We start from the raw sequence: 14072 nt of genomic DNA, 5'->3' as shown, positions 1-14072 counted from the left end.
GCCCCAGAGATGTTTTACGTTATTTAACGTCTTTCATTACTTCTTCGAGCTGTTTTTCCTGTGACCACCCGCTGAAAGCAGGTGTATAGGCATAAACATAGTATATACCAAATACTATAAGCCCTATGAACAGAATAAGCCAGCCCAGCGGAAGTACATTTTCAGTATCTTCCCTGTTAAACTCTTCCAGGTTATCGAATTCTTCCTGAATCATAACGTACCTCCTTATTAGTTTCTGAGACTATTTATGTACTCAACGATAGCCCATATTTTGTCCTGGCTGAACTTGCTTGCATAGCCAGGCATAGCGCCTTCAAAACCGTTGGCGATAGTTACATAGGTGTCGTTGTCCGGCAGTTCACCCATGGAGTAATCCACAAGAGATGCGCCGATATTTCCTTCTGCATTCTGTCCGTGACAGCCTGCGCATTCAGCCTTGTAAAGGTTCTGACCCAGAACAACGGCATCAGCGTTTCCGCTTAAAGGACTTGTTTCAGGCACAGAGTCGTAATCAACAGTGATAACGGCTTCTTTCTCTATGGCTGTACCGATCACCTGCATGTATGCGACTATCGCATCAAGCTGTGTTAAATCGGCAAGCTCTGCCGCTTCCTCATCTGTGTAAGGAAAGCTGAGTGCATCCATGCGTGCCAGAGTTTCTTTAACATTTACAGGTTTTTCTTTAAGCCACGGATAAGGAGGCATGTTTGATTTAGGGTAAAAAGCCTGTGGGCTTTCGAAATGCTGTATGTGCCATTCGTCAGGGTATTTACCGCCGATTCTGGCGAGATCGGGACCTGTTCTTTTAGAACCCCAAAGGAAAGGTCTGTCGTAAGCAAATTCACCCGCTTTGGAGTATGCACCGTATCTCAGCACGTCTGCTTTCAGAGGGCGTACAGTCTGTGTGTGACAGTTTACGCATCCTTCTGCCTGATATATATCCCGTCCGGCGAGCTGAAGAGCTGTGTATGGCTTAAGTCCGTCAACTTTCGGGTGCATTCCGCTTGTAAACATAGGGACAAACACTGTGGCGATCGTACCTATAAGAACTGTTATAGCCGCAACTATTGAAAACAGGAGGGCTTTGTTATAGATAGAATTTTCATTCTTGCTCATTATTATAGCCTCCTTATGCTGACTGAAGTTTAGCAAGGTTTTTCTTGCCTTTGATTATGGTCATGGCGACGTTGTAGATAAAGAAGAGCATCCCTACTACAAATATGACACCGGCAACTGTTCTCATCTGCCAGTAAGGATAGTTACGAACCAGACCTTCCATGAAGGTGTACTGGAGAGTACCGTCCTCTGTAGTCATTTTCCACATTGCTCCCTGCTGGATGCCAGTGATCCACATAGTGATGGAGAACATAAGCTGTCCCACAAGCACAAGCCAGAAGTGTGTATTTGCGACCTTTTCACTGTATATTTCTGTTTTATACATAGCAGGAATCATGTAGTAGACAGAAGCGCAGATAACCATTGTCACCCAGCCCATTGTCCCCATGTGTACGTGCCCCGGAACCCAGTCTGTATAGTGGATAAGGGAGCTGATAACACGGATACCCTGCGATGGTCCCTGTATAGTCTGGAGACCGTAGAATGTGATACCTACTATGAAGAATTTAGTGAGGTAGTGTGTTCTCATCCTTGACCAGTCTCTATCAACAGTGAAGTAGCCGTTTACAACAGAACCCCATGACGGTGCGATGAGAAAGAGTGTAAAAGCTATAGCAAGTGTCTGGATCCAGTCTGGCAGCGGAGTGTAAACAAGGTGGTGAGCACCTGTCCACAGATAAGCGAAAATCAGTGACCAGAAAGAGATGATGGACAGTCTGTGTGAGAACAGAGGAAGCCCTGTTGATTTGGGTAGAAAGTAGTAGAACATTGCCAGTATTGGAGTTGTGAAAAGGAATCCCACGGCATTGTGTCCATACCACCATTCTACATTTGCACTGTTAACACCTGCAAAGAGGTGATAAGACTTTGTCAGTGTTGCTGGAATCGAAAGGTTGTTTACAATGTAAAGTATTGCAACCGTGATGACTGTTGCAATAATGTACCACAGAGAAACATAAAGGTGCTTCTCTTTTCTTAGGAATATTGTTCCGAGTACGTTGATTGCAAACATTACCCACAGGATAACGATAGCAACGTCAATTGGCCACTCGAATTCAGCGTATTCAAGGGACTGATTCATTCCTAAAAGAAGTGAAAGACCGGCAGCAGCAATACCTATGTTAAATATCCACAGGTGAGCTCTTGCAAGCTTAGGAAGAACCAAAGGTCTCTTGGTAAGCCGTATAACAATATAGTAAAAAAGACCAAACTCTGCACCGATACCAAGACCGTATGCAAGAACATTGGTGTGGAAGGTTCTCAGTCTGCCAAATGAAAAGTATTCGCCAAAGTTAAGATTAGCGTCCCACATTTGTGCAGATATGAGAAGACCTGCCAGAAGACCAATAACACCCCAGAAGATAGCAGACAGGACAAACCCCTGTGCTGTCTTGTAGTCGTATTGATACTCGTTCATTCAGACCTCCTAATGGTTTATTAGTTAACCAGTTTTCTGTCTCTATTTTCAAAGAGAAACTCTTTGATCTTTGCTTGTTTAAGACGGTTTTCGATGTCCTGCTGTATTTCGCAGAAAAGAACGTTAACGCTGCATATAGGCATCAGTTTGCAGGTTGCCTTGTGCGTTGTGCACTGGTTCATGCGGGAATTGAACCCCATACACTGCAAGATGTCGTAAAGGCTGGCATCGTATATCTTTTCAGCAATGGTGAGCCCGCCTTCTTTGCCGGTTTTAGTGATGAGGAACCCGCAGGATTTGAGTTTATTGATAATTTTGACAACGATAGGGCGGGAAAGATAAAGGCTTTTGCAGATATCTTTTGTTTTAACCATTTTGCCCTCAGTTGCAAGATAGATGATTATCCTTATAGCGTAATCTTCTTCTCTTAATATGAAAGAATCCATTGTATACCCCACAGGTATACAATACCGCAGGTGCTATATGAATGTCAATACGATTGTATACAATGTTCACATAATTATAATTTATTTTCATCCGGACAAAGAGTCAGCATCTCTAAGTCTTTGCCAATGCGCTTAAAAGCGGGTTTGAGTCTTTTCATAATAAAATCGTAGCTCTCTTCGTCATGATTTCTGACGCATTTTGAACAGTCTTTGATCTGACCTATGTACGATGGGTCTCCGCCGCAGTCTTTGAAGAAATAGAGAGGGCAGTAGCAAAATAGGCAGTTCTGATCTTCTATTTTATGGCAGGGGTAATATTCGCATTTAATGTTTGAAAAGTGCTTATAACTCAATGTCTTCTCCATAATAAAGGTTTACAAAGAGATTCTAACATTGATGCAGCATAATTACATATGAAATTTAGATTATTTTTCTTCTTCCTGCTTGTCTTTAAGTTTTTTAAGCAGATCAGGTTTCTGAAGTTCTTTTATAGCTTCACCGGCAGTCTCTTTGGCTGGTCTTATCGGTTCGTCTTTCATCTGTTTTGCGAGCTTAACAGCTTTTCTGTTATAGTGCAGGGTGCGTTTGCCTATGTTGCGCAATGCCCAGCTTACAGCTTTACGGACATAGTTGCGTTTGTCTCCGCATTCGTTCATGATCAGCCCGAAAAAACCTTCTACATCTTTCTCTCTGAGGTCAGGAGATTTTAAAGCATAGTTTGCCATAGTTGCAAATCCGGCACGTTTGACAAACTGTTCGTCCGCAACGCACCATTCTAGGATTTTTCCCATAGCGAATTCTGTATGGAAGACAAGGTTATTGGTAAACTGGTCGCATAGATCCCACGAGTTTATGTCGTTCGCCCATTTATCGAGTGTTCCCTCGTCGAATTTTTCCGGTTCGGCAATTATCGTTGCCAGTATTTTTGCTTCATGGATGCCTGTGTCCCATAGCTCTACTGCAAGATCATTGTCCTTTCCGGTTTCGGCAGCTATTTCCCGTAAAACCTGAACGTTAACCCCGAGTGCGCTGGAGGTATTAATTCCATATTTTGCCATCCCTTTAAGGTTTTCTTCATTACCAAGTTCTTTGAGTTTGCTTAAAATTTCCTGTGATGTCATCTGGCTAAATATCCTTTCATATAAGTGAACAGGGTGGGGTGTCCGCCTGCGTATTTGGTTAGTCTGTCTGATGCGAAATCTAACATGTCTTTATCTTTTGGTATGTTTATGAAGTCTGCGTATTTGTCTATAAGCCCCGCAAGCAGGGACGATGGGTTAGGTGTGGAGTCGTCAAAAGTATCCACAATAGTTTTATTGCTGTCCAGATAGAATATACCGCCGGCGTAAAATCTTTCAATAGCTGCTTCTGCTATTGATGCCGCCTCTGCGAGGAAAGGACGTTCATTGGTTATTTCAAAGAAATCCAGATATGTTTTCACGGTAAACGCATAATCTTCAAGAGTGATACTATTGAAAATATCCCCTCCGTAATTAATGCGGTACAGATTTTCCTCATCCATGTGAAGGTGTTTCATTTTTCCGATAAGAGCCGTTGCCTGTTCCATATAAAATTCTTTGCCGGACATCTCAAACATGCGCAGAAGAGCGGAGCAGAAGAGCATGTTCTGGGAAAGTATAACTTTAGTGTCTTTTGCTGGCTTCTGCCTTTCATTTGATGTCCTCAGTTTTTCAAAGTGGCTTTCAAGGATGAGGTAAGTTTCGTAGTCTGCTGTTCTGACATTTACTACCCCTTCATAGAGGTCGATGTGTTCCTTGATGGGGTTCGCATGGGCTTCTGATACAAGATAGTAGAATCCTTCGACATTTTTTCCGTCATCAGAAGGGCTGTCAGCATCCATGGATGATATAAGACCGAACTCTGTATTGAACTCAGAAAGGATGAAATCTATAGTTTTTTCAGCGACTTTCAAATATAGCAAATTATCTGTCTTTTCAAACATATCAAGCAGAAAAGATGCATTCTGAGCATTGTCGTAGAGCATTTTTTCGAAATGAGGCACATGCCATTCTCTGTCTACGGTATAACGGTAGAAACCGCCGTTCACGTGGTCATATAAACCTGAAGTGCACATTTTATCCGCAGTCATTTTCAGAAAATCTGAAACTTCCGTATCTTCATAATATGTCATAAGGGATGTCAGCACCGGAATATTCGGAAACTTTGCGTCTGTGCCGATACCGCCAAATTCTTTATCTGTCATGTTTTTAAATATACTCAGGATGTCATCAGCACTAAGTTCATGCAGTGACTCAACAGTATGTTCCGCCTGTATGAATTTTTGGTGAAACTTTTGATAGTTTTCAGCATATTTCAAAGCTTCCTGAGGTTTTTCTCGGTAGAGCTTCCCGAGCTGATTTGTTATATCTGTAAAAGAGGGGAGGTTGTGCCTCGGTTCCGGTGGAAAGTATGTCCCGCCAAAGAATGCTCTGCCGTCGGGAAGTGTGAAGACGCTAAGAGGCCAGCCGCCTCGTTTTCCTGTAGCTTGTAGATAAAACTGGTATTTTTTATCTATTTCAGGGTGTTCTTCTCTGTCTATTTTAATTGGAATAAAATTTTTGTTTATAACTTCCGCTGCTTTTGTATCTTCGAAAGTCTCGTGAGCCATAACGTGGCACCAGTGGCAGGAGCTGTACCCTATGCTTATGAAAAGGGGCTTATTCTCTCTTTTTGCCATTGCCAGAGTTTCATTATTATAAGGCTGCCATGCGACAGGATTTTCTGCATGCTGCCTGAGGTACAGGCTTTTTTCATTTATTAGTTTGTTCTGCATAATTTCCCTTGATTTAGGTTTTGTTATCTTGTGAAAAACTTAAAGATGATAAAGACCAGAACAACCAGAAATCCGATAACTTTTATCTTTCCGAAAAGTGCTGAATTGACCTTTAACCCTTTTTGTTCGGTAAATTCGTCTTCGCTGAGCCCCTGCTGCAAATATTCGATCCTTTTGAACTGGTGGTGGCACTCAGGACACATGCCGAATTCAGGGGTAACGGTATCACCGCACTCAGGACATCTTATTGTCTTTTCCATTGTGATTCTCCATAGCTAAGACAATAGCACTATAGTGCTAAAATGCAATCAGTTAATAATAAAATGAAGAACAAAATATTTTTCAGTGTTCTTTGAGCCAGTTTATGACATTTTTTTCGAGAGAATCTCTTATCTGGCGGACAGTCTGTAATATTTCTTCCTCGGTTCCTGTGGTCAGGCTGGGGTCTTTGATATCCCAGTTATAGCTGGCTATTATGTTAGGGAAAACCGGACATCTTTCAGATGATTTTGGGTCGCATACTTTGACAACGTAATGGTAAAGACGTCCCTGTTTAAAATAATCAAAAACTAGATTTGAGCTGTTTAGGGAGATATCTATACCGATTTCATCCATCGCTTTAATGGCATATTGGTTGACAGAGCATTCTTTTAGTCCTGCACTTTCTGCGATATATTTACCTTCGGCATATTTATTCAGGAATGCTTCAGCCATTTGACTTCTGGCACTGTTGTGCACACATACAAAAAGAATTTTCTTTATCCCCATAAGGAACTCCGGATTTTTTCTGATCGTAAAACAAAATGTTAAGGTTATTGTTAGAGTGTTGTGGTTTTATTTAAAAAGCAGTGGAACGGTGACTAAGCGTCCCACTGCTTAGGGAATGAGGAGTAAGATACATTTCAATGGTACTTGCAAACGCCATAAATCTTTATGTATCTTATTTGGAAAGATATTTGCACATTTAAGGTCTGCCCGGAGGTGCCCGCAGCAGACCTTATTCTTTATTTATGCTTTTGTTTTGCTTTTTCAGTAGCATCAACTACAGCTATTGCAGCCAGATTAACTATTTCGTTAACATCCACACCTCTTTGGAGAACGTGAACAGAGCTTTGGAATCCCTGAAGGATAGGACCAATTGCTATGCCTCCACCGAGTCTCCAGAGAAGTTTATATGCGCTGTTTCCTGCCTCAAGGTTAGGGAAAACCAGAACGCTTGCATCCCCTTTGATATCAGAGAACGGGAAGGCATCATCCACGATAGGTCTATAAAGTGCGGAGTCAGCCTGCATTTCACCATCAATTATGAGGTTAGGGTATTTGTTTTTAACCATCTGAACAGCTTCACGTATTTTTGCTGTTCTAGGTGTACGGACAGAACCAAAGTTAGAGAAAGATATCATTGCCACTTTAGGTTCGATTTCAAATTTTGCACATGTGTCTGCGGACTGGACTGCAATCTGTGCCAGAACATCTGCATCAGGGTCTATATTCACTGTTGTGTCTGCGCAAAGGACTATTCTGTCGCGGAAAACCATAAAGTAAGCACCGGAAGGGCTTGTGTAGCCTTCCTGAAGAGGAAGAAGCTCCATAAGCGGTTTGATAGCGTCAGGATAATTCCTGGCAAACCCGTTGAGCAGACAGTCTGCGTCTCCGTTTGCTATCATCATGGCTCCGTAATAGTCGTTAATGCGGACAAGAAGTCTTCTTGCTTCCTCTTCTGTCATCCCTTTACGGTTGCGAAGCTCGAAGATTTGTTTAGTGTAAGTGTCCAGTTTCTCTGACTGTGACGGGTTAATGATAGTTATATCTCTGAGGTCGATGTTATTTTTCTCTGCTATCTCACATATGCGGTCGGGGTTACCCAGAAGAATAGGCATTGCGATGTTTTCGTCAACAAGCTTGCTTGCTGCCCTGAGTATTTTCTCGTGTTCGCCTTCAGGGAAAACAAGACGCTGAGGTTTCTGCTTGGCAACAGAGATAATGTGTCTTGTGAACTCCTTGGCAAAAGAGAGTCTTGATTCGAGGTAATCTTTATATTTTTCGAAACTAGGTATTTCTTTCTGTGCAACACCTGAGTCTATCGCTGCTTTTGCAACAGCGGGAGCAACCCATGTGAGAACTCTTGGGTCAAATGGCTTCGGAATGATATAGTCCGGACCATATTCAATTTTATTTACGCCGTATGCCTTACAGACAGTTTCAGGTACGTCCTGTCTGGCAAGCTCCGCGAGAGCATGTACAGCAGCAAGCTTCATCTCTTCGTTGATGGCTTTGGCTCTGACGTCCAATGCGCCTCTGAAGATGAACGGAAAGCCGAGAACGTTATTAACCTGATTAGGATAGTCAGAGCGTCCGGTTGCCATTATGGCGTCACCGCGTACTTCTGCCACTTCTTCCGGGGTTATTTCAGGGTCAGGGTTTGCCATAGCCATTATGATAGGACTTCTGGACATTTTCTTGATCATCTGCTTGTCCACGGCTCCCTTTACGGAAAGCCCGAGGAAAACATCTGCTCCGTCCATGGCATCATCAAGAGAGCGCTTGTCTGTATCTACAGCAAACTCCTCTTTGTATTTGTTCATCCCTTCTTTACGTCCGGTATAAATGACACCTTTTGTGTCGCACATATATATGTTTTCCTGTTTACCGCCCAGCAGTATAATGAGCTTGCCTATTGCGATGCCTGCTGCACCTGCTCCGTTGATTACGATTTTGATGTCCCCTATCTTTTTGTTGATAAGGTCAAGAGCGTTTATCAGAGCTGCAACGGCGATGATTGCTGTTCCGTGCTGGTCGTCATGAAAAACAGGAATATTAAGTTTTTCTTTAAGTGTTTCTTCTATATAAAAACAGTCGGGCGCTTTAATATCTTCAAGGTTTATGCCGCCGAAAGTAGGCTCCATGAGTTCACATGCTTTTATTACGTCGTCGGGGTTTTGTGAGTTGATTTCTATGTCGAAAACATCAACATCGGCGAATCTTTTAAAGAGTACGCCTTTCCCCTCCATAACCGGCTTACCTGCTGCTGCGCCAATGTTGCCGAGCCCCAGTACGGCAGTTCCGTTTGAAACAACTGCAACAAGGTTGCCCTTAGATGTGTAGTCATAGACAAGTTCAGGGTTTGCCTCAATCTCTCTGCAAGGTTCTGCGACACCCGGGGTATAGGCAAGAGAGAGATCTCTCTGCGTGTAGCAAGGTTTGATAGGTGTGACCTCTATCTTTCCGTTTCTGGGGTATTTATGATACTCCAGAGCTTCTTCTCTGGTCACTTTCTTGTTATTAGACATGTTCATTCCCTCCTGACATATAATCTTTCAGTATATTAAAGCAGGATACACTATAAATCAACTTAAATGTTATCAGAACATAGTTTTATGATCATATGTTCGTTAAATTGCTTGAGAAAGGGCGTGTTTAGGTTATAGGGATTTTCAATAATAAATGTACAATATTTGGTATTTATAATAATAGTAAAAATGGGTGATTATGCGTGCAACGTATCTGGTATAGAAAATTATAATAGTTTTGAGTCCCTTTAAATAGGTCTCTATGTATTAGCAGTCCTATATTTTCTTATGGTATAGATGTGTGTTTGTGTTGAATTCCTTTACAGATTATTATCTATAACAAATGTTTGATTTGTTTTATAAAAATTAAAAAAAGGATATAGTTAGTTAATATAAGTATTTGTTAACAGAGGTCGATATGTCGGACTATTTTTTTCTGTGGTACTGACATCATGTTGCGTTGTATAATTATGATATTCAGTATATAGATAAATGTTAGTACAATGGTTTTTAGTAAAATATGAACGTGGAGCTACTACTTTTTGGATAATGCAAAACTCGTATCTAATTTCACTAACTGGATGCAGTATGAGATGGGGCTGGCTGAAAATTCAGTTAAGGCATACCATCAGGACATAGAGAACTACATTGCTTTTACCCTTAAACCTCTTGTTGAGTGCGGTGCGCAGGAGCTTGTCGCCTATATGACCCATCTGCGTAAATCAGGCGCAAGTATCGAAACAGTCCAAAGACGGATATCCGGCATATCCCGTTTTTATGATTTTCTCATAATGGAAAAAATCATTTCTTCTAATCCTGTTGGGTTTGTCAGTAAACCTTCAAAATGGGAAAAACTCCCTGTTTTTCTGAATTTCGATGAAGTGGAGAAGCTGATTAATTCGCCCGATATGTCTTCCGGTCTTGGTTACAGAGACCGGATAATTTTTGAAACTATGTACTCAACCGGTATGCGCATAAGTGAGCTGGTGGGGTTGAAAGTTCTGGATATGGATATGCATCGGGAGATAATGAAAGTTACCGGAAAGGGGAGCAAGCAGCGCTTTGTGCCTATGTACGGGAGCCTAGCTGAAAAGATGAAAACCTATCTGGATATCAGACACGATTCTCTTGTTAAAGAACGTGACGAAGGCTGGCTTTTCCTAAGCAGAAACGGCAAAAAACTGGATAGAGAATATGTCTGGATGATAATAAAAAAATACTGTGAGCGTGCAGGAATAAAGAAAAATGTCTCTCCGCACACATTGAGGCACTCTTTTGCAACTCACCTTTTGACAAATGGAGCAGATTTACGCACAATACAGGTGCTTTTAGGACATGTCGACCTATCAACCACAGAGAGGTATACACAGGTGACTGATAATAAGGCTAGAAATACTCTTTTAAACTGTCATCCCAGGTTTAGGAAATGAATAAGAAGATAGCGATAACACATAAAAATCCTGACTTTGATGCTCTTGCGAGTGCATATGCCGCTGTTCTGCTTTACGGGCTGGACAGTATCGTTACTGCCACGTCTTATGAAACAAGCGTAAAAGAGTATATGACCACAGAGGACATAAACCTGCCCTTGGTACACTACAAAGAGAAGGATATTGAAAACATCGACCGGCTGGAGCTTCTGGTTATAACAGACTGCAAGCTGGAAAACAGATTAGAACCCCTGCAAAGTCTAATCAAAAAGGCTGACAAGGTAATAATTTATGACCATCACCCCGCTCATGGGGAAGATATTCAGGCGGATGAAAAGTATATAGAAGAGATCGGTGCATGTACATCAATGCTGGTGCACCTTCTTAAAGATAAAAATATTAATGTGACGCCTGTTGACGCAAGCCTTCTCATTGCCGGAATATACGAAGATACAGGTATGCTGACCTTTACCAGTACGACAGTGCGGGACATGGAGGCTGCTGCCTGGCTTCTGGCGAGGGGAGCAGACCTTCAGATGATTAGCGATTATGTCAAAAGAGAGATGAGCAGAGATCATGTTTTTATGCTCAACGAACTGCTTACAAATATGAGTCTGGTGCGTATAGGTGCTATCAGCATCGGTTTGTCTGACGCTTCCAGCGACCAGTACGTGGGTGAAATATCTTATCTCGCACATAAAATAATGGATATTGAGAGCCTCGACGCACTTTTTATACTGGTACGCACGGGGGATCGTGTTGTTTTAGTCGGCAGGAGCAGGGCGGACGAAGTCAATGCTGCCACCATCGCATATCATTTTGGCGGAGGTGGGCACCCCACAGCAGCCAGTGCGGTTATAAAACAACAAACTCTCCATGAAGCGAACAGCAAGTTGAATCTGATATTGCACGAAGTAGTAAAGCCTGTGAAGATGGCGGGGGATATAATGAATTTCCCTGTGAAATCTCTGAGTGTGGATACTACATTTGCTCAGGCAATCGATATGTTTATGAAACATAATCTGAATATGATGCCAGTTGTGGACGGTCTGAAGCCTGTTGGTATGGTTTCCAGAAAGGATATCCTGCAAGGGCTGAAGCACGAACTGAACAATGAACCTATAAATTCCATTATGCAGGTTGAGTTTGGGTCAGTTGAGCCGGATGCCCCTTACTATGCAGTGGAAGAGCTTATGCTCGGTTCTAACCAAAAGATGATCATAGTTCAGCAGAGCGAAGAGCTTAAGGGTGTTATAACCCGCACAGACCTTTTGCGGCTTATGCACGAAGAGATATCAAAAATGCCGAGATATCAGGACGGCAGGCTTGTTAAAAACGAGGTTAAAAGATTTAAAAATATATCTTCGTCTGTGATGTCGGTCATGCCGGACAGAGTGGTTGATCTGCTTCATGATATAGGCAGGATGGGTGATGAACAGGGATTTAAGTGCTATCTTGTCGGCGGTGTTGTTCGTGACATACTCCTGAGAAAGAACAATGAGGATATTGATATTGTTGTTGAAGGGAGCGCACCGGCTTTTGCAAAGAAATTTGCAGCAAAGCACAATGCCAGAGTTGCCGTTCATGCAAAATTCAAGACAGCCGTTGTGATATTTCCTGACGGGTTCAGAGTAGATTTTGCCACCAGCCGTACAGAATATTATAATTTCCCGGCGAGTGCCCCTACTGTGGAAGATGCTTCTATCAGGAATGATCTCTTTCGCAGGGATTTCAGCATTAATGCGATGGCTGTTAAACTGAACAATAGTGAATTCGGAACATTGCTGGATTTTTTTGGCGGTCAGAGGGATATTTCAGATAGGAAAATCCGTGTTCTGCATTCTCTCAGCTTCGTTGATGACCCTTCGAGGGCTTTGCGTGCCATAAGGTTTGCTGTACGGTTTGATTTCAGTATCGGTCCTCACACGGACAGGCTTTTTAAACATGCCGTAAGCCTGAATCTTTTTGACAGGGTAATCGGACCGAGAATGTTTCTGGAGCTTAAGTATATTCTTAATGAGAAAAATTATACCAAAGCTCTTGATATGATGAAGAAATATGACATGATTCGATTCTTTTCCAAAAAGGTTCAGATGGACGACAGGAAAACTGCGTTATTTGAAGGGCTTGAGCTTATTCTTGACTGGTATTCATTTCAGTTTGAGGATGAGTTTGAACTGTATGTTTCACGCTTTATAGTCCTCTTCTGGGAACTGGACAGGGAAGATATCGGCGACCTTCTGGACAGGTTTCAGCTTGACGACGGAAAGACAAAAGAGCTTCTTAATAACTACATTGAGACAAAAGATGTTGTGAACGCTGTTTCAAGAAGAAATGTGAACAGACCATCTTATTTTACTCAGTTTATGGACAGGCTTTCGACACCTTGTGCTGTTGCCGCGTCTGCTGTGCTGGGCGAACAATTTGAGCCGTACGTTAAAGATTATTTTACAGATTATCGTTTTGTTAAAGCGGATATAGATGGAAACGACTTGAAAGAGGCAGGCGTCAAGCCTTTGATGATATATTCAAAAATACTGTCATCTTTAAAGAATGAAAAGATAGACGGTAAATGTTTAGGGAGAGATGCTCAGATGAAAAGAGCTCTGGTACTGGCAAAGGAACTGGTGAAAAATGGCTAAAGAAACCATTGAGCTTTCACCAGCTATAATACCTTCAATTCTGGGAAATAAAGACGCCCATGTAAAAATGTTAAACAGCACTTTTAATGTGAAGACAAGTGTTTTCGGTGGTCTTGTAACCGTTGAGGGTGAAGCGGAAAACGCTGCTGCTGCGATAAAGGCTGTGCAGGACATGGCTGCCATAGCATCTGACGGCAACCTCACCACAGAAAGGGTGTCTGATATACTGAGGATGACATCGGATAAAACACCGGATGCCTGCGAGGTTATGGCGGACTGTATTCAAGTGGGCGGAAGAGTGAAGAAAGTTTATCCGAAGTCTTCGAACCAGAAAGCATATGTCGGTGCAATACGGAAAAATGATATGGTTTTTGGTATCGGTCCGGCGGGCACAGGGAAAACATATCTCGCTATGGCAATGGCTGTTCATTATTTCACACGGAAGAAGTGCAGTAAGATCATCCTTACCCGTCCTGCTGTGGAAGCGGGAGAAAATCTTGGGTTTCTGCCGGGTGACATCAGTGACAAGATAAACCCGTACCTCCGTCCGCTATACGATGCTCTTTATAGTATGATGGACTATGCACGTGTGACAGCACTGCTCGAACAGGGTGTTATAGAGGTTGCTCCGCTGGCATTTATGCGTGGACGTACTCTTAATGACGCTTTTATAATACTGGATGAAGCGCAGAATACCACCGAAGAGCAGATGAAAATGTTTCTGACGAGGATGGGCTTTCAGTCCAAAGTTGTTGTTACAGGTGATGTGACACAGGTTGACCTGCCCACTAATAAAAATAGCGGGCTTCTCCTTGTTCAGAAGATATTAAAAGATGTGAACGGAATAAGCTTCCTTCAGTTTTCAGATAAAGATGTTGTGCGTCACCCTCTGGTGCAGAGGATAGTAAAGGCGTATGACAACTATTACGGAGAATAA

13 protein-coding genes are annotated in these 14072 nt (G+C 42.4%); 3 read left to right on the top strand and 10 right to left on the bottom strand.

What is annotated here, in order from left to right:
• Nucleotides 1–19: 19 nt before the first annotated feature.
• The 10 genes from DACET_RS07725 to DACET_RS16655 form a co-directional block, all read right to left on the bottom strand.
• Entirely contained in the window at nt 20–214 is a 195-nt protein-coding gene (locus tag DACET_RS07725) for a cbb3-type cytochrome c oxidase N-terminal domain-containing protein (protein WP_013010823.1), read from the bottom strand.
• 14 nt (nt 215–228) lie between these two features.
• Nucleotides 229–1116, bottom strand: coding sequence for a cytochrome-c oxidase, cbb3-type subunit II (ccoO, locus tag DACET_RS07720; protein ID WP_013010822.1), 888 nt, complete (start codon nt 1114–1116; stop codon nt 229–231).
• A gap of 13 nt (nt 1117–1129) precedes the next feature.
• Entirely contained in the window at nt 1130–2533 is a 1404-nt protein-coding gene (locus DACET_RS07715) for a cbb3-type cytochrome c oxidase subunit I (RefSeq protein ID WP_013010821.1), read from the bottom strand.
• Between the two features lie 20 nt (nt 2534–2553).
• On the bottom strand, nt 2554–2979 hold the full coding sequence (locus DACET_RS07710; RefSeq protein ID WP_013010820.1) for an RrF2 family transcriptional regulator: 426 nt from the start codon (nt 2977–2979) through the stop codon (nt 2554–2556).
• 74 nt (nt 2980–3053) lie between these two features.
• Nucleotides 3054–3332 carry a cysteine-rich small domain-containing protein gene (locus DACET_RS07705; protein WP_013010819.1) on the bottom strand — a complete coding sequence of 93 codons (279 nt, stop codon included), beginning with the start codon at nt 3330–3332 and terminating at the stop codon, nt 3054–3056.
• A gap of 72 nt (nt 3333–3404) precedes the next feature.
• A complete protein-coding gene (locus tag DACET_RS07700; RefSeq protein ID WP_013010818.1) occupies nt 3405–4100 on the bottom strand; it encodes a DNA alkylation repair protein in 696 nt (231 codons plus the stop codon).
• Nucleotides 4097–5773: a thioredoxin domain-containing protein gene (locus DACET_RS15530; RefSeq protein WP_013010817.1), complete on the bottom strand. Its 1677-nt coding sequence runs from the start codon at nt 5771–5773 to the stop codon at nt 4097–4099. Before DACET_RS15530 ends, DACET_RS07700 begins: the two co-directional genes overlap by 4 nt.
• Before the next feature lie 23 nt (nt 5774–5796).
• On the bottom strand, nt 5797–6033 hold the full coding sequence (locus tag DACET_RS07690; RefSeq protein ID WP_013010816.1) for a hypothetical protein: 237 nt from the start codon (nt 6031–6033) through the stop codon (nt 5797–5799).
• 82 nt (nt 6034–6115) lie between these two features.
• On the bottom strand, nt 6116–6541 hold the full coding sequence (locus tag DACET_RS07685) for an arsenate reductase ArsC (RefSeq protein WP_013010815.1): 426 nt from the start codon (nt 6539–6541) through the stop codon (nt 6116–6118).
• A 236-nt stretch (nt 6542–6777) separates the two neighbouring features.
• Nucleotides 6778–9063: an NADP-dependent malic enzyme gene (locus tag DACET_RS16655; protein WP_013010814.1), complete on the bottom strand. Its 2286-nt coding sequence runs from the start codon at nt 9061–9063 to the stop codon at nt 6778–6780.
• A 542-nt stretch (nt 9064–9605) separates the two neighbouring features.
• Between DACET_RS16655 and xerA the strand changes: the two genes are divergently transcribed.
• Genes xerA through DACET_RS07665 form a run of 3 tightly spaced genes read left to right on the top strand, consistent with a single transcriptional unit; the run spans nt 9606 to nt 14072 of the window.
• Nucleotides 9606–10493 carry a site-specific tyrosine recombinase/integron integrase gene (gene xerA, locus DACET_RS07675; protein ID WP_013010813.1) on the top strand — a complete coding sequence of 296 codons (888 nt, stop codon included), beginning with the start codon at nt 9606–9608 and terminating at the stop codon, nt 10491–10493.
• On the top strand, nt 10490–13135 hold the full coding sequence (locus DACET_RS07670; protein WP_013010812.1) for a CBS domain-containing protein: 2646 nt from the start codon (nt 10490–10492) through the stop codon (nt 13133–13135). Before xerA ends, DACET_RS07670 begins: the two co-directional genes overlap by 4 nt.
• Nucleotides 13128–14072 carry a PhoH family protein gene (locus DACET_RS07665; RefSeq protein ID WP_013010811.1) on the top strand — a complete coding sequence of 315 codons (945 nt, stop codon included), beginning with the start codon at nt 13128–13130 and terminating at the stop codon, nt 14070–14072. Before DACET_RS07670 ends, DACET_RS07665 begins: the two co-directional genes overlap by 8 nt.

The sequence above is a fragment of the Denitrovibrio acetiphilus DSM 12809 genome, from assembly GCF_000025725.1.
Classification (GTDB): Bacteria; Chrysiogenota; Deferribacteres; order Deferribacterales; family Geovibrionaceae; genus Denitrovibrio; species Denitrovibrio acetiphilus.
Note: the sequence above shows the minus strand (reverse complement) of the source record. Positions and strands in the feature narration are given on the sequence as shown.